This window comes from Paenibacillus sp. J31R34 (assembly GCF_059383715.1).
Genome location: NZ_JBXENU010000007.1, coordinates 203,633 through 229,777, shown reverse-complemented (window position 1 = coordinate 229,777; position 26,145 = coordinate 203,633). Strand labels below are relative to the sequence as shown.

Annotated in this window: 22 protein-coding genes; 21 read left to right on the top strand and 1 reads right to left on the bottom strand. The window is 48.9% G+C overall.

Features of this window, described 5'->3' with window-relative positions; translation table 11 throughout:
- Positions 1-71: 71 nt before the first annotated feature.
- From AC50YG_RS20325 to AC50YG_RS20280, 10 genes are all read left to right on the top strand, one after another.
- The gene (locus tag AC50YG_RS20325; protein ID WP_494829093.1) at positions 72-1,061 is read left to right on the top strand and encodes a DMT family transporter; all 990 of its coding nucleotides are present in this window, start codon (positions 72-74) and stop codon (positions 1,059-1,061) included.
- 104 nt (positions 1,062-1,165) lie between these two features.
- Positions 1,166-2,107, top strand: a complete 942-nt coding sequence (locus tag AC50YG_RS20320; protein WP_494829091.1) for a putative sporulation protein YtxC — start codon at positions 1,166-1,168, stop codon at positions 2,105-2,107.
- A gap of 169 nt (positions 2,108-2,276) precedes the next feature.
- The gene (locus tag AC50YG_RS20315) at positions 2,277-2,960 is read left to right on the top strand and encodes a response regulator transcription factor (RefSeq protein ID WP_341281590.1); all 684 of its coding nucleotides are present in this window, start codon (positions 2,277-2,279) and stop codon (positions 2,958-2,960) included.
- On the top strand, positions 2,953-4,329 hold the full coding sequence (locus tag AC50YG_RS20310; RefSeq protein ID WP_494829089.1) for a sensor histidine kinase: 1,377 nt from the start codon (positions 2,953-2,955) through the stop codon (positions 4,327-4,329). The genes AC50YG_RS20315 and AC50YG_RS20310 overlap by 8 nt, the downstream gene beginning before the upstream one ends.
- Positions 4,330-4,412: 83 nt before the next feature.
- Positions 4,413-7,631 (top strand): efflux RND transporter permease subunit, encoded by a 3,219-nt coding sequence (locus tag AC50YG_RS20305; protein ID WP_494829087.1) that lies wholly within the window; start codon positions 4,413-4,415, stop codon positions 7,629-7,631.
- Between the two features lie 25 nt (positions 7,632-7,656).
- Entirely contained in the window at positions 7,657-7,860 is a 204-nt protein-coding gene (locus AC50YG_RS20300; protein WP_494829085.1) for a hypothetical protein, read from the top strand.
- Between the two features lie 435 nt (positions 7,861-8,295).
- Entirely contained in the window at positions 8,296-10,233 is a 1,938-nt protein-coding gene (thrS, locus tag AC50YG_RS20295; protein WP_341282895.1) for a threonine--tRNA ligase, read from the top strand.
- Positions 10,234-10,308: 75 nt separating this feature from the next.
- On the top strand, positions 10,309-10,914 hold the full coding sequence (locus AC50YG_RS20290) for a 3D domain-containing protein (RefSeq protein WP_473762097.1): 606 nt from the start codon (positions 10,309-10,311) through the stop codon (positions 10,912-10,914).
- Between the two features lie 65 nt (positions 10,915-10,979).
- Positions 10,980-11,111 carry a hypothetical protein gene (locus AC50YG_RS20285; RefSeq protein ID WP_341281595.1) on the top strand — a complete coding sequence of 44 codons (132 nt, stop codon included), beginning with the start codon at positions 10,980-10,982 and terminating at the stop codon, positions 11,109-11,111.
- Between the two features lie 168 nt (positions 11,112-11,279).
- Entirely contained in the window at positions 11,280-11,657 is a 378-nt protein-coding gene (locus AC50YG_RS20280; RefSeq protein ID WP_341281596.1) for a hypothetical protein, read from the top strand.
- A gap of 117 nt (positions 11,658-11,774) precedes the next feature.
- Here AC50YG_RS20280 and AC50YG_RS20275 read toward each other — a convergent pair whose 3' ends face one another.
- The gene (locus AC50YG_RS20275) at positions 11,775-13,070 is read right to left on the bottom strand and encodes an ammonium transporter (protein ID WP_473762095.1); all 1,296 of its coding nucleotides are present in this window, start codon (positions 13,068-13,070) and stop codon (positions 11,775-11,777) included.
- A gap of 267 nt (positions 13,071-13,337) precedes the next feature.
- On the opposite strand from AC50YG_RS20275, the gene liaF reads away from it, so the two are divergent.
- The 11 genes from liaF to serC all read left to right on the top strand — a co-directional run bounded on the left by liaF (position 13,338) and on the right by serC (position 26,069).
- A complete protein-coding gene (gene liaF / locus AC50YG_RS20270; protein ID WP_473762093.1) occupies positions 13,338-14,432 on the top strand; it encodes a cell wall-active antibiotics response protein LiaF in 1,095 nt (364 codons plus the stop codon).
- A 6-nt stretch (positions 14,433-14,438) separates the two neighbouring features.
- A complete protein-coding gene (locus AC50YG_RS20265) occupies positions 14,439-15,473 on the top strand; it encodes a sensor histidine kinase (RefSeq protein WP_473762091.1) in 1,035 nt (344 codons plus the stop codon).
- The gene (locus AC50YG_RS20260; protein ID WP_473762089.1) at positions 15,470-16,135 is read left to right on the top strand and encodes a response regulator; all 666 of its coding nucleotides are present in this window, start codon (positions 15,470-15,472) and stop codon (positions 16,133-16,135) included. Before AC50YG_RS20265 ends, AC50YG_RS20260 begins: the two co-directional genes overlap by 4 nt.
- A 126-nt stretch (positions 16,136-16,261) precedes the next feature.
- A complete protein-coding gene (locus tag AC50YG_RS20255; RefSeq protein ID WP_341281601.1) occupies positions 16,262-16,672 on the top strand; it encodes a YugN family protein in 411 nt (136 codons plus the stop codon).
- Between the two features lie 201 nt (positions 16,673-16,873).
- Positions 16,874-18,499: a S1C family serine protease gene (locus AC50YG_RS20250; protein ID WP_494829081.1), complete on the top strand. Its 1,626-nt coding sequence runs from the start codon at positions 16,874-16,876 to the stop codon at positions 18,497-18,499.
- A gap of 112 nt (positions 18,500-18,611) precedes the next feature.
- Positions 18,612-19,301 (top strand): response regulator transcription factor, encoded by a 690-nt coding sequence (locus AC50YG_RS20245; protein WP_341281603.1) that lies wholly within the window; start codon positions 18,612-18,614, stop codon positions 19,299-19,301.
- Between the two features lie 6 nt (positions 19,302-19,307).
- On the top strand, positions 19,308-20,831 hold the full coding sequence (locus AC50YG_RS20240) for a sensor histidine kinase (RefSeq protein ID WP_494829078.1): 1,524 nt from the start codon (positions 19,308-19,310) through the stop codon (positions 20,829-20,831).
- A gap of 31 nt (positions 20,832-20,862) precedes the next feature.
- Positions 20,863-21,840 carry a 4-hydroxy-3-methylbut-2-enyl diphosphate reductase gene (locus tag AC50YG_RS20235; protein WP_473762082.1) on the top strand — a complete coding sequence of 326 codons (978 nt, stop codon included), beginning with the start codon at positions 20,863-20,865 and terminating at the stop codon, positions 21,838-21,840.
- Positions 21,841-21,979: 139 nt separating this feature from the next.
- Positions 21,980-23,041, top strand: coding sequence for a 3-deoxy-7-phosphoheptulonate synthase (aroF, locus tag AC50YG_RS20230; RefSeq protein WP_494829076.1), 1,062 nt, complete (start codon positions 21,980-21,982; stop codon positions 23,039-23,041).
- A gap of 246 nt (positions 23,042-23,287) precedes the next feature.
- The gene (gene glnA, locus AC50YG_RS20225) at positions 23,288-24,712 is read left to right on the top strand and encodes a type I glutamate--ammonia ligase (RefSeq protein WP_494829074.1); all 1,425 of its coding nucleotides are present in this window, start codon (positions 23,288-23,290) and stop codon (positions 24,710-24,712) included.
- Between the two features lie 271 nt (positions 24,713-24,983).
- Positions 24,984-26,069 carry a 3-phosphoserine/phosphohydroxythreonine transaminase gene (gene serC, locus AC50YG_RS20220; protein WP_341281608.1) on the top strand — a complete coding sequence of 362 codons (1,086 nt, stop codon included), beginning with the start codon at positions 24,984-24,986 and terminating at the stop codon, positions 26,067-26,069.
- The last annotated feature ends 76 nt before the right edge of the window (positions 26,070-26,145 follow it).

Sequence of the window (26,145 nt, the reverse complement as noted above, 5' to 3'; positions counted from 1 at the left end):
TGACAGGGGCATTGTTTCTTTTTCATAATAAAAGAAGGTTCAATTCAAAACTTTCTCAGGAGGTTTTTGAATTGCAGAACACATTAGAGCTGGCTGGCGAGAAAGCGGGCTGGCGAACATCACGAATTGCGGGCATAAACGGTATATGGTATGTGGCGCTTGGGGCGACACTTTGGGGGCTTGACCCGCTGTTCCGTATTTTATTGCTCAAAAGCTTCACATCGGCGCAAATTGTATTTATTGAGCATATTTTGCTCGCTTTTTACGCAGTGCCTGTATTGTTTAAATTCCGCCGCACATTAGTCGGCAAGCTGTCGATTGGTGTCATTGGCGCGCTGCTATTTATTTCTTGGGGCGGCTCGGCAGTAGCTACCGTATTATTCACCGCTGCCTTTTCACATGGGAGCGCCAATGCGGTGCTGCTGCTTCAGAAGCTCCAGCCGTTATTTGCCATATTGCTCGCCAGAGTTTTGCTGAAGGAAAAGCTGCCACAGAAATTTTTCGTCTTTTTGCTGGCGGCGCTGGCAGGCACGTATTTGTTGACCTTCGGCTTTGGATCTCCGACTGTGGGCCTGCATGATCTTGCTTTGCTCAGCTGCCTCTTCTCGATAATCGCGGCGGCATTATGGGGTGGCTCGACCGTTATGGGCAAATATTTGCTGCAAAAGAAATTATCCTTTTCCATAGTGACGTCCCTTAGGTTTCTGCTTGCTCTGCCGCTGCTCAGCGTTATTTTGCTCGCAAGCGGCGACGCATGGAGTATGAACGCACAAGGCAGTCAGCTGTCGCTCATTGCCGTCAATTTATTGTTTCAAGCGTTTTTCCCAGGCTTAATCAGCATGCTGCTGTATTACAAAGGGCTTTCCTCAACTAAAGCTGTATACGCGACGCTTGCTGAGCTTTCCTTCCCTGCCGTTGGCGTATTGATTAACTGGCTCGTATTTGGCCAGTCGCTGACGTTAGGGCAGCTTAGCGGCTTCCTGCTTATCTGGCTGACGTTATGGCTCATGAGCCGAAGCAGCAATGAACAGGCAGCTCAGCAACCACAAGCTGCTGCTTAAACTGAGGCTTATTCACAACCCCTTCATTCCCAATGTCTTCATCGTATATCGCTGCTGCGTGCGCCATATACTGTATGAGGGGAATGAAAGGGGTTGGCTTGTTTATGGAACTGTTTACCGTTACGCTGCCTTCCAAGCTTCAATCAACGGCAGCTGGCTTAGCGGCCTTAATGGCACAATATACGAATGAGGATTTACATATTGAAGCAGCGCCCCAGAGTCAGTTGGTGCAGTTCGATTTGGAGTCCGAGGGCACCATTATGTGCCAGTCGGCAACGCCTTATTTTCAACTGAATAAGCATGGAGAAATACTGTACCACCGCGCTGCCAAAGCGCTCGCTGAATATGTTGTAACCAATTTGGAATCGGAAATGCTCATTAGCATCATTAAGAAAAAATATCAGGGCGGCCATTCCACTGACGTCTCCGTCATCGAAAAATATTGCAGCCAGCTGATGCAGGATACCGATCTGGATGGCTTGAACGCCAAGTTTCTGGATGCGGATAGAAAGCGACGCAAGCTCAAGGTAGCCGAAGAAATCGAACTGTATTTGAATGAAAATACACGACTTGACCTTGGCGGCATCGCTACCTTCAGGCTTCATGGGTATCGTCACGAGCTAGGCGACATTGTGGAATACGCTCTGGATGAATATGTGCTCGATAAGCAATATCAGGAGTTTATTTCGCTGCTCAAATATTTTGTTGGGCTGCAGCAATCGAAGGTCGCCATTGTCCATTTGGTTCATAAAGGCAACCATGATTTTATGCTGTATAATGACAAATTTCAATTGTTCGAGCCGAAGCCGCATTCCGACCGCCTGGTGGCCGAAATGCTGGAAACGGAAATGAACATCGAGGATATGGTTATCAGCTCGCTGATTGCCGCGTCTCCTAAGCAAATTGTCGTTCATACGCAGCATGTCGATATGCAGGTCATTCGGACGATTGAAACGATTTTTGACAACCGGGTATCGGTGTGCAGTGATTGTGTGTTGTGCTCCCACGCAATGGGGGAATGGAATGATGGTGTTACTCAGCCTTAAAATAAGTAAGTAATATGAATCAGCATGATGAACTAGCCAAATAAACTAGCTGCAGGCTCGCCGATATTCGGCGAGTTTTTTTCAAATGAAAGAAATACATAAATAATACAAAATTGTGTATTACACTATGACATAGAACTGTACTTTAAATTGGGAAGAAGGAACACGCATGACGACCGTACTCGTAGTGGATGACGATCCGCATATCCGGCAGCTGCTCCGTTTGTTTTTGGAAGATGAAGGAATGGACATTATAGAGCAAAGCAATGGCGTAGACGCTTGGGACTACTATAGCAATCATCCGGTTGATCTTATTATTCTCGACATTATGATGCCGCAGATGGACGGCTGGGAGCTGTGCAGAAGAGTGCGCGAAGCGGGGGACAAGCCGATTATGATGATTACCGCCAAAGGGGAGGCGCCCGAGCGAATTAAAGGCTTTCGGCTGGGCACCGACGATTATATGGTAAAGCCTTTTGACCCGATGGAGCTGGTGATGCGGGTGAAGGCGCTGTTGAAGCGATATCGCATTTCAATCTCACAAATTGTGCGTTTAGGACAAGTAACACTTGATAAAACGAGCTATCAAATTCGCTATAAGGATACAGGCTCAAGTGAATCCATACCGCTTAAGGAATTTGAGCTGCTGTTTTTGCTGGCGAGCTATCCGGGCAAGCTGTTCAAGCGTGATTCATTAATTGAGCAAATATGGGGCTACGATTACGAGGGCGATGAGCGGGCTGTGGATACGCATGTTAAGCGACTGAGAGAGCGTTTTGCCGCGTATGAGCAGGATTTCAAAATCGTGACGATCTGGGGACTTGGCTACCGGCTGGAGGTATATCGTGATTAAATCGCTGTATGTCCGCTTTATTCTTATGTTTGTCGCATCGGTTATGGCGAGCGTCATTTTAAGCTTTTTCATGACCCATTTTCTGTTTAGTCATAAGCTTCGAACCTACGTTCAGGACAATTTAATTGTCAGCGGCAAAACGATAATCGAATCCTACAAAGATTCGTACCCCAACAATTTGGATGCTTTAATGGAGGGCATAACCGCGCTGCCGATTTTCACCTTTATCGTCTATGACGAACAAGGCAGACCGCTTCACGCAACCGACAAGGTTGCCGGACATAAGTTGAATGTGGATGGGGAAAATTTGCGCAGCGTGCTCAGCGGCGGTGTTTATCGGGGCGGGGCGGACAAAGATTATGACCGGCTCGTCGTCGGGCTCCCTTTTCAAATTGAAGGACAAGCCTACGCCTTGTTTATAAAGCCTGAAACGAATGGCGTTGCCAACCTCGCTTTCGGCTATTTCCGCATGCAGCTTATTCTCGTTCTATTAATTGGTACACTTCTCGTCATCGTGACCTCCCGCTATATGGTGCGTCCTTTGAAGCATCTAACCTCGGCTACCCGAAAAATGGCGAAAGGCGATTTCAGCATCAGGCTCGCTACAAAACGCAAGGATGAAATCGGCGAGCTGACGGCAAGCTTTAATCAGATGGCCCAGGAGCTCGATTCGCTGGAGCGGGTGAGAAGGCAGTTCGTCTCGGACGTCTCTCATGAAATTCAGTCTCCGCTTACTTCAATTAAAGGCTTCACTATGGCGCTTAAGCAGAAAAAGCTGGATGAGGAAAGCCGTCTTCGCCTGCTCACCATTATTGAGGAGGAGAGCGACCGCCTATCACGGCTGACGCAGGATTTGCTTAAGCTGTCCTCGCTTGAGCATGACCAAATTCAGCCGAATATGAGCAAATATCGTTTGGATGAGCAGCTTAAGGATGTCATGATTGCCAGCGAGCCGCTTTGGTCCGCCAAAAGCATTAAGCTCGAACTGGATCTGGAGCCTGTAACTATTTCGGCAGATGAGGATAAGCTGAGCCAGCTTTGGACGAATCTGCTGAGCAATGCGATTAAGTTCACAGGGGCTGGAAGCGTCATTGCAATTAGCTTGGCGGCAAGCCAGCATAGCGTGACCGTGTCGGTTGCTGACAGCGGAGTGGGCATTCCGGAGGAGGAGCTTCAGCATATTTTCAAGCCCTTTTATAAAATAGATCAAGCCCGCGAGCGTGCGGTTGGCGGAAATGGCATCGGCCTCTCCATTGTTAAGCGGATTGTCGAGCTCCATGCAGGGGAAATCAGGGTAGCGAGTACGATGGGCAAAGGGACGACGATGACAGTCGTACTACCGCTAGTTCCTCCAGATAAATCCAATTAGGGCTGCCAGCGTCCCTGTACATAATTAGTACAAAATTACTCGCTATGATGAAGGAGGTTATACAGCGAGAGGAGAGATATACTTTGAATAGACTGACCAAATTTAGTTTGAAAAATGGCGTTGCCGTCATTTTATTATGCGTTTTGGTGCTGGGGTATGGCTTGTATGCCTCCACGCAAATTAAGCAGCAGACGTTTCCGGATTTGGATTTCCCGGCCGTGTTCGTACAGGCGATTCAGCCTGGCGCCTCTACGGAGGAGATCGAGTCAGAGGTTGCAAAGCCCATTGAAGACCATTTGAAGCGTGTGCAGGGCTATGAGTCGTTAACGAGCACCTCTGCTGAAAATGCAGCCAGTATTTTTATCCAGTTCCCATTTGGTACTGACATGGATAAAAAATACAGCGAAGTTGAAGCTGAGCTCAGCAAGCTGAAGCTTGCCAATAATGCCAGTGTAACGGTGCAGCGCTTGTCGGCAAATAGCCAGCCTATTTATCAAGCGGCTGTATTCGCTGCCGAAGGAGATTCGGCAAAGCTAGCTGATGAGCTGCAAAACAGCATCGTGCCTGAGCTGCAAAAGCTAGCTGGAGTAGGAAGCGTTACGCTAAAGGGCGGTACGACGAATGAGTTAAGCATTGTTGTAGATAAAAATAAAGCGGCGCAGCATGGCATTACGCTCAGCTCCATCCGCACGGCGCTTCAGGCGCTAGACTACGCCCTGCCACTGGGCTCGGTGTCGCAGGAAGAGACGGTTATACCAATCCGGTTGACCGGCAGCCTCGATACCTTGAAGCAGCTTGAAGAGCTGAAGCTGGCGGCAACGGCTGGCGGCGGCACCGCAGGCTCAGCGACAGGCAGCGCTGGTGGAGCGGGTGCTGGCGGTATGCAGGGCAATGCGGCTAATCAAGCTGCTCCTGGCAGTGCCACAGGTTCTGCATTAGGAAACGTTGCCGGGTCAGGCGCAGCATCAATTGGTTCTGAAGCTTCAGCCGGTGCGGTCACCTCAGCTGCTATCACGCTGGGTGATATTGCCGACATTAAGACGGTATCGGAGCAAAATGAAATTACCCGCTTTAATGGCGAGCCGAGCTTTGTTATCTCGATTCAGAAGACGCAGGATGCCAACACGGCGGATGTGTCTGACAATGTGAGGGAGCTGCTCACCACTTATCAAGGCAAAGGCGAGCTGGAGTATCATGTCATTGTAGATCAAGGACAGGAAATTAAAGAATCCGTATCCGGCCTCATTCGTGAAGGCTTGTATGGCACATTGTTTTGCGTGCTCATTATTTTCCTGTTTTTGCGCAATGTAAGGGCGACGATTATTTCGATTTTGTCGCTGCCGATTTCTATTTTTGCCACGATTGCGATTATGGATCAAATGGGCTACACGCTTAACATTATGACGCTGGGCGGCATCGCGGTTTCCGTCGGGAGGATCGTCGATGACAGCATCGTCGTTATAGAAAATATATATAGATGGCGGCAGGAAAAAGGCGAGAAAATGAGCGGCAAGGAGCTAGCCTACCAAGCGACCCGCGAAGTGATCGGGGCGGTAGCCTCTTCCACGGCGGCGACGATCGTCGTCTTCGCTCCGCTCGCTTTTGTCAGCGGGATCATTGGACAGTTTTTCCGTCCGTTTTCGATTGCTGTCGTTCTCTCCATTACGATCTCGCTATTAGTGTCGATGATGCTGATACCTGTGCTGGGCAGCCGCTTTTTCAGAAGCGTTAAGCCGCATACGAAGGAAAGCAGACTTTCAAATGGTTTTGAAAAAATAATCCGCAGCGCACTGAAGCGCAAAGCGCTCGTATTAGGATCTGCTGTCGTGCTGCTAATAGGCTCGCTGGGTTTGATTCCTTTAATTGGTGTTGCTTTTCTGCCGACAAGTGCGACTCCAAGCTTAGCTATTGATGTTGCCCTGCCAGCGCAAAGCAGCCTGAAGCAGACGGACGATGTCAGCGGCGAGGTGGAGGCCTATTTAAGTAAGCTGGAAAACGTAGAGAGCTACGAGGTTTCCGTTGGGGGGGCAGGCGCTAACCCGCTGCTATCTGGCGGCGGCAATAATAAAGCGACAATCACGGCTCAATTTACCGAAGGAAGCGATATGGCGGAGTTGACCTCGAAGCTGCAGACTGAGCTGCTGGCAGTGGTCACTGCGAAGCAGGCAGGCACGACGCTCAATATTAAAGCGGGCGAACAGCAGGGACCGCCTTCGGGTAACAATATTGATGTCAGCATTTATTCGGACAGTGCGGACAAGCTGGCGCAAACGGCCATTCAAATCGAAAAGCTAATGAAGGAAAGCAGTGATTTGAAGGATATTACGAACAATATGGATGAGGTAACGCCTAAATGGGTCGTTTCCCTTAACCAAAGCGGAATAGATGCCAATATTAGCCCCTATCTAATTATGCAACTGACCGGCGAGCAGCTTCGACCAGTCGATGCGGGCACTTACAAAATCGATAATAAGGAACAAGCAATCACGTTGTCGTATAAACAGCAAATTGCCACTAAGGAAGAGCTCGAAAATATACAGATTCCTACTGCAGCGGGCATGAAGAAGCTGAAGGATATCGCAGATATAACCGAGCAGAACGCCTGGATCAAGGTTAGCCATGACGATGGCAAAATGTACGCTCTTGTCAGTGGAACGGTGAAGGATGACAGTGCCGTATCGGCAGTGACTAAGCTGGTGCAGGCGGATATCGACAGTCTGACAATACCTTCTGATGTGGAGCTCAAAGTAGGCGGCGGCCTGCAAATGATTAATGACGGGTTCTCAAGTCTCGGCATCGCCATGGCGGCAGCGATTGGCCTCGTGTTTATAATTATGAGCATGACGTTCGGAGGCTTGCGGACACCGCTTATTATTTTAGCCTCGCTGGTGTTTATTCCGATTGGCTCACTGAGCGCCTTGCTTCTGACAGGCCAGTCGCTGTCTATGAGTGGCATGATTGGCATGCTGATGCTGGTCGGTATCGTCGTCACCAATGCGGTCGTACTGCTTGATCGGGTGGAGAAAAATCGCAAAGCGGGCATACCGATTACTGAAGCGATCGTAGAGGCGGCTAGAACAAGGCTTAGACCGATTTTAATGACGGCTTTTGCGACGATGCTTGCGCTTGTTCCGCTTGCGTTATCCGGCTCCTCGACGAGCCTCATTTCAGGTGGACTTGCGATCACGGTTATTGGCGGCTTGTTCAGCTCGACGCTGCTTACACTGATCGTCATGCCGGTCATTTATGAAATGGTGTGGAAAAAACACAAGGTTAATGAAGCGGATATGTTCGATGACTAGGAATGAGGAAGAGGGAGTGAGACCGATGACTGGACGTAAAGGAAGAAGATTTATGATGTTTGGCGTGTTTGCTGTACTGATGCTTGGGGCTGCTTTCGCTGAGGTGCCGACTCGGCAGGGCAGCGGGGTGGCGCTGATGCCGCTCTTCCTCATTCTGCTTTCTATCAGCGTATATCGGATCGTTCGCGTACGCCGCCGCAGCATCTATAAAGGAAAAGGATTGTCGTAGGCCTCGCATAATAAAGACGCTTAAGGCAATGTGCGTCCTAACGCTTGACCTGCTTGCTATTCAGGACTATAATTATGCTGATATAAGATGAAAAGGCATTGATAAAGACATGTATTTACACATTCAACTGGTTCAGAGAGAGGAAACAAGGCTGAAATTTCCTTCCAGATCAATGTAAATATACCCCTTTGTAGCTGTATAGCCGAACGTGCTTCAACTAGTGAAGCGCCATTAAGCTGTACCGGAAATCTCCGTTACCAGATGAATCAAGGATTGGCTGCAGCCGGGATGAAATACGCTGATAAGCGTTAGGCGAGCAATCGAATTAGGGTGGAACCACGAGCTTACAAGCACTCGTCCCTTCGCGGGATGCGTGCTTTTTTTGCGTTCAGAACGCAGCAGCTTGGAAGCTTAGCGAATGAAAGGATGATAACGATGGCGATTAAAGTAACTTTGCCGGATGGCGCAATAAGGGAATATGTTGCAGGAACAACAATTGAAGAGGTGGCTGGCTCAATCAGCAGCGGACTGCGCAAAAATGCAATTGCCGGTAAAATTGACGGGAAAACCGTTGATGTTTACACACCTATTAGCGAAGATGCAAAGGTTGAAATCGTAACCTTGGATTCGGCCGATGGACTGGAAGTATACCGTCACAGCACAGCGCATTTGATGGCACAGGCGATCAAGCGCATATATGCCGATGTTGATCTTAAGCTCGGTATTGGTCCCGTTATTGAGGATGGCTTCTACTATGATATCGATATGGAGCAGTCGATTACTCCGGAAGATTTGGTGAAAATCGAGAAGGAAATGGATAAAATTGTTCAGCAAAATCTCGACATCCGCCGCCGCGTCGTCAGCCGTGATGAAGCGATTGCCGTATTTACCGATATTGGCGACACGCTTAAGCTGGAGCTCATCCGCGATCTTCCTGTGGAATCGGAAATTACGATTTATGATCAGGGCGAATTTTTCGACCTATGCCGTGGGCCTCACCTTCCGTCTACTGGACGGATTAAAGCCTTCAAGCTGCTCAGCGTAGCAGGCGCTTACTGGCGCGGAGATTCCAAAAACAAAATGCTGCAGCGTATTTACGGAACAGCGTTCCCTAAAAAAGCACAACTGGATGAGCATTTGCACTTCCTTGAGGAAGCGAAAAAACGCGATCACCGCAAGCTTGGACGCGAGCTGAAAATGTTCACGTTCTCGCGCGAGGTTGGCCAAGGCTTGCCGCTCTGGCTGCCGAATGGCGCGAAAGTTCGCCGTACATTGGAGCGCTACATCGTGGATATGGAAGAGCGTCTTGGCTATGAACATGTATATACGCCAGTACTGGCTAACGTAGAGCTTTACAAGACATCCGGCCACTGGGAGCACTACAGCGAGGATATGTTCCCGAAAATGGTGCTGGATAACGAAGAGCTTGTTCTTCGTCCAATGAACTGCCCGCATCATATGATGGTTTTCAAAAGCGATATGAGAAGCTACCGCGACTTGCCGGTGCGTATTGCAGAGATGGGAACGATGCACCGTTATGAAATGTCCGGTGCCCTGACTGGCTTGCACCGCGTTCGCGCGATGACGCTGAACGACGCGCATATTTTCTGCCGTCCGGACCAAATCAAGGAAGAGTTTGCCCGTGTTGTCAACCTAATTCGCAAGGTATACGAGGATTTCGGCATTAAGGAATATCGGTTCCGTCTATCGTACCGTGATCCACAGGATACCGAGAAATATTTCCAAAATGATGAAATGTGGGAAATGTCGCAGCGTATGCTTCGCGAAGTTGTCGAGGAGCTGGATCTGCCATTTTTCGAGGCAGAAGGCGAAGCGGCTTTCTACGGTCCGAAGCTGGACGTTCAGATCAAAACCGCGCTGGGCAAAGAAGAGACGCTGTCCACAGCACAGCTGGACTTCCTTCTTCCAGAGCGTTTCGAGCTGGAATACATCGGCGAAGACGGCAAGAAGCACCGTCCAGTCGTTATTCACCGCGGCATCATCAGCACAATGGAGCGCATGACGGCATTCCTGCTTGAGAATTTTGCTGGCGCGCTGCCGCTGTGGCTGTCGCCGATTCAAGCGAAGGTTATTCCGGTTTCCACCGTTTATGAGGAATATGCGCGTGAAGTGGCTGAGAAGCTGCAGGAAGCGGGCATTCGCGTAGAAAGCGATCTTCGCAATGAGAAGCTTGGCTACAAAATTCGCGAGGCGCAAATTGAGAAAGTGCCGTATATGCTCGTTGTCGGGGAGAACGAAATGCAAGCTGGCTCGGTCTCGATCCGCAAGCGCGGCGAAGGCGATATCGGTGCAAAATCGATTGCCGAAACAGCTGAATTGCTGGAGCAAGAAATCAAAACAAAGGCAATATAAGAGCAGCTAGCAGCAGCTCGTCTGCATAAAGCTTGTGCCACTTGGGTAATCTTCTTCAGAGGAGGAAGTGCCCAAATGGTTACAAGCTTTTTTCAATATAAAAAAATGCTGCTCGCAATTGCGGCGCTCGTACTGCTTTCGATCTGTATAACGACATTTCCAGACAAGAAGCCCGATCAGGCGGCATTGACGCAGCATATGCCGGCAATAGTCGCTCCAGAGGCGCTCCCGCTTCAAACCGTCAAGCAGCAGTTAGCGCCGCAAAAATCGGCATACGATAAAGTGAAGGTCGTCGCAACGGGCTACACCGCCGGAGTTGAATCGACAGGAAAGCGGCCCGGCCATCCGAGCTATGGAATTACTTATTCGGGCGTGAAGGTTCGCAGGGATATGGTTTCCACGATTGCGGCTGATCCGAGGCTGTTCCCGATTGGCTCCCTGCTCTATATTCCCGGATACGGGTATGGTGTTGTCGCCGATACGGGATCAGCTATTAAGGGCAGCCGAATCGATTTATATTTCGAGACGACGGCTGATGTGTTCAAGCAATGGGGCAAGCGTACAGTGGAGGTAGAGGTCATTCGCAAAGGCACCGGCAAGCTGTCTCAGGCTTGGCTCAATAAGGTAAACAAGGCTGCTGAAGCTGGAAAAGGCTTGCCCGAGGCTTACCTTGAATCGTAACAAAAGCATGCATATTAGAGCCATAACCCGCCATACTAACATGGACGGGGAGGTGAAAAACCAACATGGCCAAGAACAAAAACAATAAAGCAGCTCAATCGAACCAAAAGCTGAATACCGAGTTTGCACAAGAATTTGTGCAAAACAATGAAACGAGCAATACAGCCGCTAAATCGACTCAAAAAAAGCAGAAATAACTCGCTGCCCCAATAAATAAGCGAGAAAAGGAGCCGCTATGGCTCCTTTTCTCTAACCTGGCGAATGGGTATTGAAATGAGGAGATAAAAAACAGTTTTCAAACGAACCTGTTTTATTGTATGATTACGGTGTAACGAATAATCACATGATAAGACAGGTGAACTCTCATGACTGATCCTATAACATTCACAAACTATTCGGCTTCAGAGCATCGCAGAGCTGCTGAGGTGCTTCCATTCATTGACGCTTATATCGCCAAGAAGGAACAGGAAATTATCGAGATCGAGCAAATGGTCGAGCGTTACGAGAATCGCCGTCTCAAGGAAGAGAGGGCTTATCAATCGATGTCTGCTTTCAGACGCATGTTGTCGGGAAAGAAGCCGGATCATCATTTGGCGGTAGAGCATATCCATTTCGTGCGCAAGCCGATGGAGAAGGTTCGTGCGCTAAGACTTGAAATTGAAAAAGTACGCATCATTCAAAGCAGCTCGGCTCCAACTGATATGGTCACGGTTCCCTTTGAGCTGGCGAATGATTTACTATAATTTGCTATAGGACATAGAAGAGAATTTTCAATCCTTTTCAATAAAACAAAACCTCCACTTTCCCGGATGCTTGGCATCGCTGGGGTTGTGGAGGTTTTTTGTAAACTTATACCGCTGTCAATTGCTGCTTTTATGGCGGTCTACATCAAGAAAATCCGTATCGTAGCTGTAAGCGGGAACGCCGTGAATACCAACGTCCAGACCGATTAGCTCCTCGTCTTTGGAGACGCGAACCGGCATGATTTTGCGGATAAGCCATAATACGCCCCAAGTGAATACGAAACCCCATACAGATACGGTGACGAGGCCAAGTGCTTGTACACCTAGCAGCTTCAAGCCGCCCCCATAAAATAAGCCGTAATAGCCTTGTCCAACCTCGCTTGCGAGCTCTGGCTTAGCGAATAACCCGAGTGCCAGCGTACCAATGCTGCCGCTAATGCCGTGTACCGCGAAGGCGCCGACAGGATCATCGATTTTTTTGCTTTCCATGTATTCCGTCGCGAGCACCATCATAATGCCGCAAATCGAGCCGATGAAGATGGCAGCGCCGTCAGAGACGAATGCGCAGCCAGCGGTAATGCCGACAAGCCCGGCAAGCGAGCCGTTAATAACCATCGGGGGATCGGCTTTTTTATAACGAAACATCGTAAACAATATGCAGGTGGCTCCACCCGCTGCAGCGGACAGCATCGTCGTTACGGCGATATGCCCGATGGAGGTGTTCGTCGCGCTTAATGTACTTCCGGCATTAAAGCCGAACCAGCCGAACCAAAGGATGAATGCGCCAACGGATGCGAGCGGCAAATTGGAGGGCGAAACAATATTCACCTTGCCATCCGGGCTGAACTTGCCAATACGAGGCCCGACGAAAATGGCAGCAGCAAGAGCGGCAAATCCGCCAAGGGCATGGATAACAGCTGAACCGGCAAAGTCAATCATGCCGAGCTTGCCAAGCCAGCCGCCCGTTGACCATACCCAGTGGCCCGCGAGCGGGTAAATGAGTCCGGTCATGGCGATCGTCAGCAAAATGTAGGCACGGAAGTGGATGCGTTCAGCCACGGCTCCGGATACGATAGAGATGACCGCTATAACGAAGGCGCATTGGAACAGCCAATACGTTTCATTGGAAATATTAAGTACAATATGAGAAAGATCGCCGCTCAGCAGGAAGCCGCTGGAGCCAAACAGGCCGCTTACGTCTTTGCCGTACATAATAGCGAAGCCGAAAAAATAAAAAACGAGCGCTCCAAAAGCAATATCAACGAATACCTTCATAATGATGCTGACGGCATTCTTTTGACGGACGAAACCTGCCTCCAGTAGAGCGAAGCCGCCCTCCATCAGCAAAATCATAGCCGCTGTCAAGACAACCCAGATTGTATCGAGACCTCTCGACAGTTCTGACAACTCCATTGCGTAGGCCAACCCCTTATTATCGGATATAAAATGATGTTACTTTTCTAATTCGTTGATCATTATAATGAGTCAGAGTTGACAATGTCAACGCTTTTATGTAATGTTTCGTGACGCATGTCAGGTTTGGCTGGTGTAATATTCCTTTGTCTCGGTCTAGAGACCGAGCTGGATTTCAATCGGCCGTCCCTTTCTTGTGTTTGGAGAGTCCGTTATACTTAGACGTATCAAGTAATGAACCAATTGAAGGCAGGAGTTGATTACCTTATGAATGGCAGCTTTTTCAATCGATTTATAACAGCTGGTATCGTTATTGCGATAGGTGTTGTCTTTTTTCTTAATCAAACGGGTATCATTTCCACCCAGCTCAGTATTGGAGAAATGATCTCCAACTTCTGGCCGCTTATTTTAATCGTCATTGGGCTAAAAGGGGTATTTTCGAAAGATTCCCATAAGCATGGCGGCGGCTTCTGGGTGATGATTATTATTGGCGTCGTGTTTCTTGCCCGTAACATGGGCTGGTCGGATTGGGCCATAGGCGATATTATTCCGTATATTTGGCCGATTATTATTATTTTGGTCGGCATTAATATGCTTCGCAAGCCGAGCAGGAAAAGACGGAAGCAGGATGTGCCTCCTTCCGATGACTGGAAATCTTATGATGGTTATGGGGACGGCGATGTACCTCCGGCACCGCCGCTGCATCCGGGCCCAACCGATCCTTTTTCTCCTGAGCAGGAGCAAAAACAAGCTGGTTCCGTTAATGGAGCACCATTTCAGCAAAATGGCTTTGAAGGTGGTAAATCTAAAATAAATTTAGAGAAGGAACAGCCGATTGGCAGCGTGTGGAAAGAGCAGGCCAAGCAGCATTACCGCGATCAGCGTAAAGAATGGAAGCAGCAGTATCGGGAACAGCGCAAAGAGTGGAAAAATGAAAAAAATCACTACAGCGGTAAAAGCGAGTGGTGGAACAATGATCCGAATACACAGACCCGCTCTAATTTCATTGGCGATATTCATATCGGCCATGATCATTGGGAGCTGCAGCCAATCAACATTTCGCATTTTATCGGCGATACCGTTATTGATTTAACGAAAGCACAAATTGCTTACGGGGAAACGAAGATCACGGTATCCTCTTTTATCGGCGATGTGAAAGTATACGTCCCTAACGATTATGAAGTGGGTATTCACGTGCAGAGCAGCGTCTTCATTGGCGATGTGAAGTTTCTTGGCAAAAAGGAGCAAGGCATGTTCAAGTCGATGGATATGGCATCACCTTCCTATGCGGAGACGGATAAAAAAATAAGGCTGGTCGTTAGCTCGTTTATTGGCGATGTGCGTGTCACGAGGGTGGGATAAGCGTTTATGATGGTTCGGTTGCTTCGCAGTGGAAAATGGGAATTGATATCCATGTTTGTGCTCGCTGCTGCTCTGGCTTATGGAGCGGCGGCGATGATCGCTTATGGACTCATGCCAAATGCAGGAAGATGGGAGCTGGGGCTGACAGCCTCAGCCGTCTTCCTGCTTGTTGCTGCGTCTTGCGGTTATTGGGCCGGGAGGCGCATACAGCGCAGAGTGGATACGCTTCAGCTTGCGATGAAGCAGGCTGTTAACGGCAATTTTGAAATTCGGATTGCCGAGCGGGGCGGCTTGTCCTTCACCGAGCTTTATGAGGAATTTAATGTGCTTGCGAGGCAAATGGAGGAGCGGATGACTTACATCCAGCGCACAGGCGAGGAGCAGGTTATGGCCGAGGCTGCCTCTAATGAAGCGGCGGTGCTGGAGGAGCGTAAAAGGCTTGCCCGTGACTTGCATGATACGGTAAGCCAGCAGTTGTTTGCGATGCATATGTGCGCCTCTTCGCTGCCAAAGCTTCAGCAGGTGGATAGCGAACGCGCGGCTGAGGTGCTGGGCCAGTTAATCGAGATGTCAACGCTTGCCCAGAAGCAAATGCGCACCTTTATCGCCCAGCTTCGTCCGATGGAGCTTGAAGGCCGTACGCTGCGCCAAGCGCTGGACAAGTGGTTTCCTGATTATTGCCGGCAAAACCATCTGCAAGGCGAGCTGGATTGGCGTCTGACTGAGCCGCTCTCGGAAGCGAAGGAGCATCAGCTTTTTCTCATCGTGCAGGAGGGGCTAGCCAATATCGTAAAGCATGCGAAAGCCGTAGGCTGCTCGCTAACGCTATCTGAAAATGAACGGCAAATTGTGCTGAGCTTGCAGGATGATGGAGCGGGCTTTCGGGTAGATGAGGTCAAACGGGGGTCTTATGGGCTGTCAACGATGCACGAGCGTGCCCAGAAGCTTGGTGGGACGGCAGAAATTATAAGCAAGCCAGGCAGCGGGACGAGGGTCAAGGTGTCTATTCCAAAAATATGGCGGGGGAGCGATAAAAAATGAACAGCCAGGAAAAGTTGAAAATCATGATTATTGATGACCATGATATGGTTCGAACAGGGCTGCGCACGTATTTAATGCTGGAGCCAAAATTTGAAGTCGTTGCAGAGGCTGGCAGCGGGCAGGCTGCGCTTGATAAGCTTGATGCCGGCATTCCGAAAGGGATGCCTGATGTCATGCTGATGGACTTAATGATGCCTGAAATGGATGGCATTGAAACGACGAGACGGGTCATGGCGAAATATCCGGATGTGAAAATCGTCATGCTGACGAGCTTTTTGGAGGATGATAAAGTGTATGCTGCTATTGAGGCAGGGGCGGTCAGCTATGTGCTGAAGACGGTTTCGGCCGAAGAGCTTATTTATGCGCTAAATGGCGCTTCGAAAGGCATGCCAGTAATGACCGCTGATGTATCTCAGGCTTTGACGCGTGGCCTCCGGCAGCGTACAGCGCAATCAGGTGATGAAGGACTGACGGAGCGGGAGAAGGAAGTGCTGCTGCTAATTGCCGAGGGACGTTCTAACAAGGAAATTGGCGAAGAGCTGCACATTAGCATTAAGACGGTCAAGACGCATGTCAGCAATCTATTAATGAAATGCGAGCTGGACGATCGGACACAGCTCGCGGTGCTCGCTCATCGCAAGGGCTGGGCCAAAAGCCAATAATCAGTATTCAAAAATAAACCATATCGTTTTTATCTATCACATAATGCAGCAAAAGGCGGGCTATACTAATGATGTACAGCGGCGAGCTGAGCCGCACTAAAGCGTACATAAAAGGAGCGTCTTGCTATGATTTTGCTGTCATCGGAGCTGGAAGCCAGCCATCAATCCTTTATTGAAACCCGCGATATGCTGACGCAGCATACGTTCGCTTTAGGCGGCAATTGGGATTATGCTGCTGGTTCGTTCGATCGCCCATTGGATGAAGCTCATAAAGTATGGCTGCGGATTCCTTTTGAAGTGACAGATGGCACCATCGATAATAGCTCTTCGGATACGGATGCCAGTATTAAGCTGGGAACGCCTTATGTGCTTAAGCATTTATATAATGAAGGCAATGACGAGGAAGCCTCGGTGCGGCTGGTAGGCGCCTTATTCGATCAATTTCAATCGCCGATTGATCCAGATGCTGACATTGAAAGCGAATGGGTCGAGCGGGCCAAGGACATATTGCAGCAGGTAGAGCGGGCATTGTCCTGAGCTTGAGCTGACATTTGAATCGTAAAATTAGCATGAAAAACTCCCTCTCATTGGTGATTGGGAGTTTTTTTTATGTATGTTTAAATGTCTTTTAAGATTGTTTTAAGGTAGAATGTGCATGATAGGAGTACAACAATTAACCAGCAAGCAGACTCTAGAGACTGAATTGCTTCATTGTATACCGATGAGGAGGAAACGGGAATGGACGATCAGAATAAAAAGAACGGCTTTGATGATTTTTTCCAAAATCGTGAGGACGGGCAGCAGAAGCAGGAGGACAACGTTCAGCCAGTCCAAGCTGATGAAGCATCTGCTGATTCTTCTGAACAGGCAAGCAAGCCTTCCTACTACTATTCTTACGGACCGTTTAAGTCGGGCGCACCCGATAATAATGTGCTAACTGATGGGTCAGGAACAGGCAATCAGCCTATTTCAACTCCAGCACAGGCATCCAGCCAGGAATCTGCTGCGGCATCCCAGCCGTACAGCCAGCAGCAGGGGGATCAGGCAAGCTTTGCTGATTCTATGCCTCCTGCCCCAGTAAGGCCGTTCAGTTCATCGCAGTCATCCGCAAGAGGCGGCTGGCAGGTGAAGGAGCCGCAGCGCAGAACGTCATTCAAAGCGATGTTTTCTTCGTTTATAGCTGGGGTTTTAGTAGTAGGCTCTTTAATGTATGCGGCGGATGTGAATAATTGGTTTAGCAAGCCGGCGGAAGCGACCGTATCCCAGCAGGGAACCGCTACAGCGACGGGACAAAACAGCGGGCTTACAGCAGCATCCGACAGACCGGACGACATTGCTAAGCTGTTCGAGGCATCAAGCCCGGCTGTTGTGAAAATTGAGACCTTTGCTTCGCCTGCAAGAAGCAATGGCGGTTCATCGGCTGATTCTTTCTTTGAGCAGTTTTTCGGTCAAGATTATCCGGGAGCAGGCAGCCAGGAGCAAAACAACAACAGCAATGGATTGCAGGCAACGGGCAGCGGTACCGGATTCTTTTTCGACGCCTCCGGTTACATTCTGACGAACCAGCATGTTGTTGGCGGTGCAGAGAAAATCGAAGTCACGGTGCAAGGTTATGACAAGCCGCTAACAGCGCAGCTGCTGGGCTCTGATTATAATTTGGATTTGGCTGTGCTTAAAGTAACGGACACAAAAGCTTTTCCTACTTTGAAGCTGGGCAGCTCCGACAGCATTAAAATCGGCGATTGGGTCGCGGCGATCGGCAATCCATATGGCTTCGACCATACGATTACCGTTGGCGTGCTGAGTGCGAAGGAGCGTCCAATTTCCATTCCGGATGAGCAAGGAACACGCAACTACGAGCATTTGCTGCAAACGGATGCCTCGATTAACCCAGGCAACTCTGGCGGACCACTGCTTAACGTAAATGGCGAAGTAATCGGCATTAACACGGCTGTAAGCTCCCAGGCGCAAGGAATCGGATTTGCGATTCCAACAAGCACGATCCAAGGCGTATTGGAGAATTTGAAAAATAACGTTGAAGTTCCGAAGGATCCAGTACCGTTCATCGGAGCAGAGCTGGCTGATGTAACGGATGCTATGGCGAAGCAGCTAGGCATGGATAAAGCGGAAGGCTCCATTGTCAGCAATGTGTATTATAACTCTCCTGCCTACTTGGGCGATTTGAAACAATTTGACGTTATTATCGGCATTGACGGCAAAGTGTACAACAACACGCAGGACTTAATCGCGGCGATTAAGAAGAGAGCGGTTGGCGATGAAGTGCAGTTGAATATTATCCGCAAAGGTGCGAAAATGGATTTGACGGTCACCATTGGCGACCGCAACAAGTTCAACGCAGAATAATAAAGCAAGCAGCATATCGGTGCAGCCGGTGCTGAATGGTTAATCAGGCGCAGAGGCGAACAATCTCTCTGCGTCTGTTTTTATGAAGCTTAAAGAATATGGGGGCGTACGGATGAGAACACAAATTATAGTTGTGGACGATGATGAGAAAATCACCTCTTTATTAAGACGGAGCCTGATTTTTGAAGGATATGAAGTGACGACTGCAAGCAATGGCTTAGAGGGGCTGAAGCTGCTAATGACAGCGGAGCCGCAGCTGCTTATACTCGACGTTATGATGCCGCATGTAGACGGCTGGGAAGTATGCCGCAGAGTACGCGAAGGCGGAAGCACGGTTCCGATTTTGATGCTGACAGCGAAGGATGATATTACCGATCGGGTGAAAGGGCTGGATACAGGAGCTGATGATTATCTGGTGAAGCCGTTTGCACTCGAAGAGCTGCTTGCCAGAGTTCGAGCGCTGCTGCGACGCAAGTCGGACAAGATTGAGGATACGGGCAGCAAAATCGTCTACGAGGACCTGGCACTTGATCAAGATGCCCGCGAAGCGATTCGAAATGGACGGCGTATTGAGCTGACAGCCAAGGAATATGATCTGCTGCTGCTCTTTATTCAGAATCCGCGCCGCGTATTGACCCGTGATGTCATTATGGAAAAAATATGGGGCTACGACTTCAGCGGAGAGTCGAATGTGCTTGAAGTTTATATTGCGATGCTGCGCCAGAAAATGGAGGAGGGCGGCGGCAAGCGCATGATTCAAACCGTTCGTGGTACAGGCTATGTGCTGCGGGGAGAGGGCTGATCAGCGATGACCATACGGCTGCGTTTAACTTTGTGGTATTCAGCTTTGCTCGCGATGACGCTGCTGATATTTGGTTTTGCCATCTATATATTTGTTAATTTTAATACTTATGGGCAGATGAAAGATCAGCTGAAGGGCGAAGCGGACAGCTACAATGTATTTGTGCGGGAAACGGAATCCAATGAGCTCAACCTATTGATTGCCCCTTCACAAGGGCGGTTTTATGAGCGTTCCTTTTATTTGCAAATTGTCAGATATAAAGAGGGCATTATTAATGCGAGCAAGGAGCTGCTCAGCTCAGGCATAAAATATCCGATTCCTGACGTGAAGGATAATGTGCAGGCAGGCTTCATAAAGGCTAACATTAAGGTAAATGATGCGAATGTAACGTTTTTAATTTATCAACGTCCCATTTACAGTGATGATTCCCAGACGGACCTGGTTGGTCTTATACAGGTTGGTGCCATCGTTACTAGCGAGGAAAGTTATTTGAAGGCTTTAAAGACGATTTTGTTTACCGCATCGGTTATCGCTGTCTTGATAGCCTTTACAGTTGGCTTGCTGCTGGCTCGACAGGTGCTTTGGCCAATTGAACGCGTCATTAAATCAACTGAGAAAATTCAAAGCGGTTCTGATCTTAGTGTGCGTATTCCAATGAGTGGCCCTAATGACGAAGTCGGACGGCTTGTCTATAATCTCAACGTCATGCTGGCCCGTTTGGAGACGGCCTACAATGAGCTTGATGAATCCTACAAAGCGCAGCGCAGATTCGTCTCGGATGCGTCGCATGAGCTGCGGACGCCGCTGACGACGATTCGAGGCAATATTGAGCTGCTTCAGCGAATGTGGGAAAAAACGAAGGACCCGAATGCATTGGATGGCATCGTGCTGGCGCTTGATAACCAGCGCTTCGGCCTTACGGTTGAGGCCATGCAGGATATTGCAGCGGAATCCCGCCGTATGTCGACGCTTGTTAATGATTTGCTGGCGCTTGCCCGTGCGGATGCCGGCTATGAAATGGAGAAGACGGTTGTATCGATGCAGCCGCTTGTCGAGGAGGTTGCACGTCGTGCCCAGCTGCTCCCGCGTACTGCTGAGTGGCGCGTAGGCGACCTGTCTCCGCTCAGCGGTATTGAGGTCAGAGGCAATCAGGATTATTTGCAGCAGCTGCTGTTTATTTTTATTGAGAATGCTTTCAAATATACGGTAGAAGGCCATATTGAGCTTAGCGTGCGCAGCAAGGACAATCAAGTCGGGATTACGGTCAGCGATACGGGCATGGGGATGGACCCTGAGGAAGTGCCGCATATATTCGACCGTTTCTATCGCGTGGACGAATCACGCGGCAAAACGGTTGGAACGGGGCTTGGATTATCCATTGCAAAATGGATTATTGATGAGCATCGCGGCTCCATTGAAGTGCTGACGCGCACAGGTGAAGGGTCGGAGTTTACGATCTGGCTGCCCATAGTCTTTTCTGAGACGACAGATTCGTCTATAATAGAAGGAACGGATCGAACTTTGGGCTAATGCCCACAGTTCAGAAAGCAGGTGCACCAACATGCAAATTGTTAAAATTTCACCGCGGGGCTATTGCTACGGCGTCGTTGACGCTATGGTACTCGCACTGCAAACGGCTAGAAACCTTGAGCTGCCGCGGCCAATATATATTTTGGGAATGATTGTGCACAATGCGCATGTGACGGAAGCGTTCGAGCAGGAAGGCGTTATTACGCTGGATGGGGAGAACCGTCTGGAAATTTTGGAGCAGGTTGAAAAGGGAACGGTCATATTCACCGCACACGGCGTTTCCCCAGAAGTTCGCAGGCGGGCCAAGGACAAGGGATTGACGGTTGTGGATGCAACCTGCCCTGACGTAACGCGGACGCATGATCTGATTCGCGAGAAGATGGCCGAGGACTACCACATTATTTATATTGGCAAAAAAAATCACCCGGAGCCAGAGGGTGCCATTGGCGTAGCCCCAGACCGGGTACATCTTATCGAACGTGTTGAGGATATCGATTTGCTGGAAGTGCCGGAAGGCAATATCGTCATTACGAATCAGACAACGATGTCGCAATGGGATATTCGCCATATTATCAGCAAGCTGATTGAAAAGTTTCCAACGGCGGAAGTCCACAATGAAATTTGCCTGGCAACGCAGGTTCGCCAGGAGGCCGTAGCAGGACAGGCAGGGGAAGCCCAGCTATGTCTCGTCGTGGGTGATCCGCGCAGCAACAACTCCAACCGCCTGGCACAGGTGTCGGAGGAAATTGCAGGCGTTACCGCTTATCGTGTGGCGGATGTGTCGGAAATTAAACGGGAATGGCTCATTGGCATTGAGCGTGTAGCCGTTACTTCGGGCGCTTCGACCCCTACGCCGCTTACGAAGGAAGTTATTACGTATTTGGAGCAATACAATGACGACGACCCTGCAACATGGGAAATCGTACGTACTGTCAATATGGAGAAGCTGCTTCCCAATGCCCGCAAAAAGTCAGTTGTTGCGCGCCCGGAAGTGCCAGAGACGCCGTAAGGCGTCTTTTTTCTGCCTTTTACCCTTGACGGGAAGCGCCGCTTCTTATATAATCACTTTAACAAGTAAAAGCATAAAAGCCGCAAAGCATAGAAGCGTCGAAGCGAACAAGCGTTTAAGTGAAAAAGGAGAGATTAAAATGATCGTTATTACTAACCCACATATTGAAGAAGCAAGAATTGCTGAAATTGTTACCCATATTGAAGCAGCAGGTGTTCAAGCCCATGTATCAAGAGGAACAGATCGGACCGTAATTGGTATTATAGGGAGCGCGACACCTACACTAGCCGAGCATCTTCGCCAGCTCAAGGGCGTTGAAAATGTGATTAAAATTTCCAAATCCTACAAGCTTGCAAGTCGTGATTTTCACCCAGATGATACCATTATTGACATTAAAGGCGTTAAAATTGGTGGAAATCATTTAGTTATTATGGGCGGACCATGCGCAGTTGAAACACCAGAGCAAATCGATGAAATTGCTCGACTGGTTAAAGCGGCAGGCGGGCAGGTGCTTCGCGGTGGAGCCTTTAAGCCTCGCACAGGCCCATACAGCTTCCAAGGCGTGGGTGTTGAAGGCTTAGTCATGATGGCAGAAGCGGGACGCAAGCATGGCTTGCTAACGATTACCGAAGTGATGACGCCGGAATACGTAGATGTATGCGCCGAATATGCGGATATTCTCCAAGTCGGCACGCGCAATATGCAAAATTTCGACCTGCTCCGCAAGCTGGGAACGATTCAAACCCCTGTATTGCTGAAAAGGGGCTTCAGCTCAACGTACGACGAATTCCTCAATGCAGCGGAATATATTCTTGCCGGAGGCAATCCGAACGTTATGCTGTGTGAGCGCGGAATCCGAACATTCGAGACCTACACAAGAAATACACTTGACTTGTCAGCTATTCCAGTATTGCAAAGCCTCAGCCATTTGCCAGTGATCTCTGACCCGAGTCATGGCACGGGCCGCCGCGAGCTTGTAGAGCCAATGTCGAAGGCATCCGTAGCTGCTGGAGCGAATGGGCTGATCGTCGAAATGCATACAGATCCAGATAATTCGATGACTGGGGATGGGGTACAATCGCTGTTTCCTGACCAGTTCGCTAATTTATTAAAGGATTTAGAAAAGCTCGCACCAATTGTTGGAAAAGAATTTAACACGGAGAAGGCGCCAGCAGAAGCTTTCAAAGAGTGGAAAATATAATCGACCTATAAAGCCGTTAATTCCTATGAAAATAAAGGGATTACGGCTTTTCCTTTTGCCGTGTAGGAGGAATTGTGAACAAATGTGTAAACCTGTAAGTATAGCTAACATGCGAATAAAAAATACCTCACATAACTATTGACGATGATAATATCGTAGTTTTATAATAACGTCATGGTTTGGAACGATAGGAGAACGTTACCCGTTCAATACTAAGCAAATGTTCGGAAATGGAGGAAATATCTGATGTCAGTTCAAAATGTTTTGGACACAATTAAAGAAAACAACATTCAGTTTGTAGATTTCCGGTTCGTGGATCTTTTTGGTCATGCGCACCACATTACCCTTCCTTCGACAGAAGTTGACGCCGATACTTTCGTAAATGGTGTAGCTTTTGACGGTTCCTCGATCCCGGGTTTCCGTGGAATCGAAGAGTCGGATATGGTTATGATGCCAGATCCTGAATCGGTATTTATCGATCCTTTCACTGATCACCCAACTCTAAATGTAATGTCTAACATTCATACGCCTGATGGCGAACGCTACGAGCGCGATCCGCGCAGCATCGCTCAAAAAGCGGAAGAGTTTCTGCAAAAATCCGGTGTAGGCACGACAGCATTTTTCGCTCCTGAATCCGAATTTTTCATCTTCGACGATGTTCGCTACGAAAGCTCGATGAACACTTCCTTCTATTCGGTTGATTCCGAAGAAGCTGGCTGGAACACTGGCCGCAAAGAAGAAGGCGGAAACCTTGGCTTTAAAGTTCCAGTTAAAGGCGGTTACGTTCCAGTAGCTCCGGTTGACTCCCAACAAGACATCCGCAGCGAAATGGTTCGCCTGATGCAAGAAGCTGGTCTTCGCGTTGAGCGTCATCACCACGAAGTAGCAACTGCTGGTCAAGCAGAAATCAACTTCCGTTTTGATACGTTGACTAAAACAGCTGACAATCTATTGCTTTACAAATATATTGTTCACAACACAGCTCGCCAATATGGAAAAGTTGCAACTTTCATGCCTAAACCGCTGTTTGGCGATAACGGTAGCGGTATGCACGTTCACTCCTCCATCTTTGATGGCGACACGCCTTTGTTCTTTGAAAAAGGTGCTTACGGCAACCTGAGCCCGCTGGCTATGCACTACATCGGCGGAATTTTGCACCATGCTCCAGCTTTGATCGCGCTCACTAACCCGAGCACTAACTCGTTCAAACGTCTGGTTCCTGGCTACGAAGCTCCAGTTAATCTGGTGTTCTCCAAAGGTAACCGTTCGGCTGCGATCCGTATTCCAATCGCTTCCGTTACACCTAAAGGCTGTCGTATCGAGTTCCGTACGCCTGACTCCACAGCTAACCCTTACCTTGCGTTTGCAGCAATGCTGCTTGCAGGTCTTGATGGTATTAAGCGCAAGCTTGATCCAATTGCTTTGGGCTATGGTCCTTTCGACAAAAACATTTACGAATTGCCAGAAGAAGAGAAGAAAGACATCCGCAGCGTACCTGGTACGCTTGACGAAGCGCTGAGCGCTTTGGAAGCAGATTCCGAATTCTTGACTGAAGGCGGCGTATTCTCCGAAGACTTTATCGCTAACTACGTTGCATTCAAACGCAACGAAGCGAAAACTGTTTCAATCCGTGTTCATCCGCACGAGTACAGCCTGTACTTCGATTGCTAGAATGAACGTTGAAGGAGCCTCCTATGGGGGCTCTTTTTTTTCTACCTAGTCACTGGAGTGAAAAGCATCCTTTAAAAGAAGCATTGGCAAGCCGATAGCGGAAACCGATGATCTTTTGTATACATATTTGTTGAAAAACCGAATATTAACAAGAAATCAATAATAAAGTGTTCGACTTTTGTCACGAAAAGACGGGATACTACTTGATGCGGGCCTCTAAAATTGCTATTATAGCGGTATCATGTTAATAACTAAAGGTGGTTATCCGAAGATGAAGAGAGCATTCAATTTTAATGCAGGACCAGCCGCTTTACCGCTTGAAGTACTTGAGCAGGCTCAGCAGCAATTCGTAGAGTATCAAGGCGCGGGCATGTCCATTATGGAAATGTCGCACCGTAGCGAGCTGTATGAGCAAGTTAACAATGAGACGCAGGCTCTTTTTCGCGAAATTTACGGCATTCCTGACAATTATCATGTTCTGCTGCTGCAAGGCGGCGCAAGCACGCAATTTGCAACCATTCCAATGAATTTTCTCACCCCAGGCAAAGTTGGCGCTTATGTGATGACTGGCGCATGGGCAGAGAAAGCAATCAAGGAAGCGAAGCTTGTCGGCGAGACAGCGATAGCTGCTACTTCAGAGGCTCACAAGTTCAACCGCATTCCGGCACTTTCCGACATTCAGCTGCCTGATCAAGCCGCTTATTTGCACATTACGACAAATGAGACGATTGGCGGTACGCAATTTGCTGAATTCCCGCAAACCGGCAATGTACCGCTAATTGCGGACATGTCGAGTGATATTTTGAGCCGTCCGGTCGATGTCAGTCAGTTCGGGCTGATTTATGCAGGAGCTCAGAAAAACCTTGGTCCTTCGGGCGTGACGGTTGTCATCGTTCGTGATGATCTCGTCAAAGAAAGCCCTAAGACGATTCCAGCTATTTTCCGCTATGATACCCATGTGAAAGCAGGCTCGCTGTACAACACGCCGCCTTCCTTCTCGGTTTATATGGTCAATCTGGTGCTGAAATGGATTAAAGCAAGAGGCGGAGTTGCCCAAATCAATCAATATAATCGCGACAAAACAAACCTCATTTACAATACGATTGATCAAAGTGGCGGCTTCTATTATGGCTTTGCAGCTCCGGAAAGCCGTTCGCTCATGAACATTACATTCCGTCTGCAGGATGCAGAGCTTGAGAAGAAGTTTATTAAGCAATCGGAAGCGGAAGGTTTTGTTGGCTTGAAAGGACACCGTGATGTTGGCGGGCTTCGCGCTTCGACTTACAATGCGGTTCCACTGGAAAGCTGCAAGGCGCTGGCTGAATTTATGGCTGAATTCCAAAAAAACAACGGTTAATCGCAGCTCCCAGTGCTAAAATGATAGAAAAACCGCCCGCCCCTTTCACAGATGAAAGGAACGGGCGGTTCTTTCG

Bases quoted from the DNA above. Each gene is read 5' to 3' on its own strand.
- AC50YG_RS20260 (WP_473762089.1), top strand. From the start codon at position 15,470: ATGAACAGCCAGGAAAAGTTGAAAATCATGATTATTGATGACCATGAT.
- AC50YG_RS20280 (WP_341281596.1), top strand. From the start codon at position 11,280: ATGACTGATCCTATAACATTCACAAACTATTCGGCTTCAGAGCATCGC.
- liaF (WP_473762093.1), top strand. From the start codon at position 13,338: ATGAATGGCAGCTTTTTCAATCGATTTATAACAGCTGGTATCGTTATT.
- AC50YG_RS20245 (WP_341281603.1), top strand. From the start codon at position 18,612: ATGAGAACACAAATTATAGTTGTGGACGATGATGAGAAAATCACCTCT.
- AC50YG_RS20320 (WP_494829091.1), top strand. From the start codon at position 1,166: ATGGAACTGTTTACCGTTACGCTGCCTTCCAAGCTTCAATCAACGGCA.
- AC50YG_RS20235 (WP_473762082.1), top strand. From the start codon at position 20,863: ATGCAAATTGTTAAAATTTCACCGCGGGGCTATTGCTACGGCGTCGTT.
- AC50YG_RS20315 (WP_341281590.1), top strand. From the start codon at position 2,277: ATGACGACCGTACTCGTAGTGGATGACGATCCGCATATCCGGCAGCTG.
- serC (WP_341281608.1), top strand. From the start codon at position 24,984: ATGAAGAGAGCATTCAATTTTAATGCAGGACCAGCCGCTTTACCGCTT.
- AC50YG_RS20250 (WP_494829081.1), top strand. From the start codon at position 16,874: ATGGACGATCAGAATAAAAAGAACGGCTTTGATGATTTTTTCCAAAAT.
- AC50YG_RS20300 (WP_494829085.1), top strand. From the start codon at position 7,657: ATGACTGGACGTAAAGGAAGAAGATTTATGATGTTTGGCGTGTTTGCT.
- AC50YG_RS20240 (WP_494829078.1), top strand. From the start codon at position 19,308: ATGACCATACGGCTGCGTTTAACTTTGTGGTATTCAGCTTTGCTCGCG.
- thrS (WP_341282895.1), top strand. From the start codon at position 8,296: ATGGCGATTAAAGTAACTTTGCCGGATGGCGCAATAAGGGAATATGTT.
- glnA (WP_494829074.1), top strand. From the start codon at position 23,288: ATGTCAGTTCAAAATGTTTTGGACACAATTAAAGAAAACAACATTCAG.
- AC50YG_RS20275 (WP_473762095.1), bottom strand. From the start codon at position 13,070: ATGGAGTTGTCAGAACTGTCGAGAGGTCTCGATACAATCTGGGTTGTC.
- AC50YG_RS20265 (WP_473762091.1), top strand. From the start codon at position 14,439: ATGATGGTTCGGTTGCTTCGCAGTGGAAAATGGGAATTGATATCCATG.
- aroF (WP_494829076.1), top strand. From the start codon at position 21,980: ATGATCGTTATTACTAACCCACATATTGAAGAAGCAAGAATTGCTGAA.
- AC50YG_RS20285 (WP_341281595.1), top strand. From the start codon at position 10,980: ATGGCCAAGAACAAAAACAATAAAGCAGCTCAATCGAACCAAAAGCTG.
- AC50YG_RS20255 (WP_341281601.1), top strand. From the start codon at position 16,262: ATGATTTTGCTGTCATCGGAGCTGGAAGCCAGCCATCAATCCTTTATT.
- AC50YG_RS20290 (WP_473762097.1), top strand. From the start codon at position 10,309: ATGGTTACAAGCTTTTTTCAATATAAAAAAATGCTGCTCGCAATTGCG.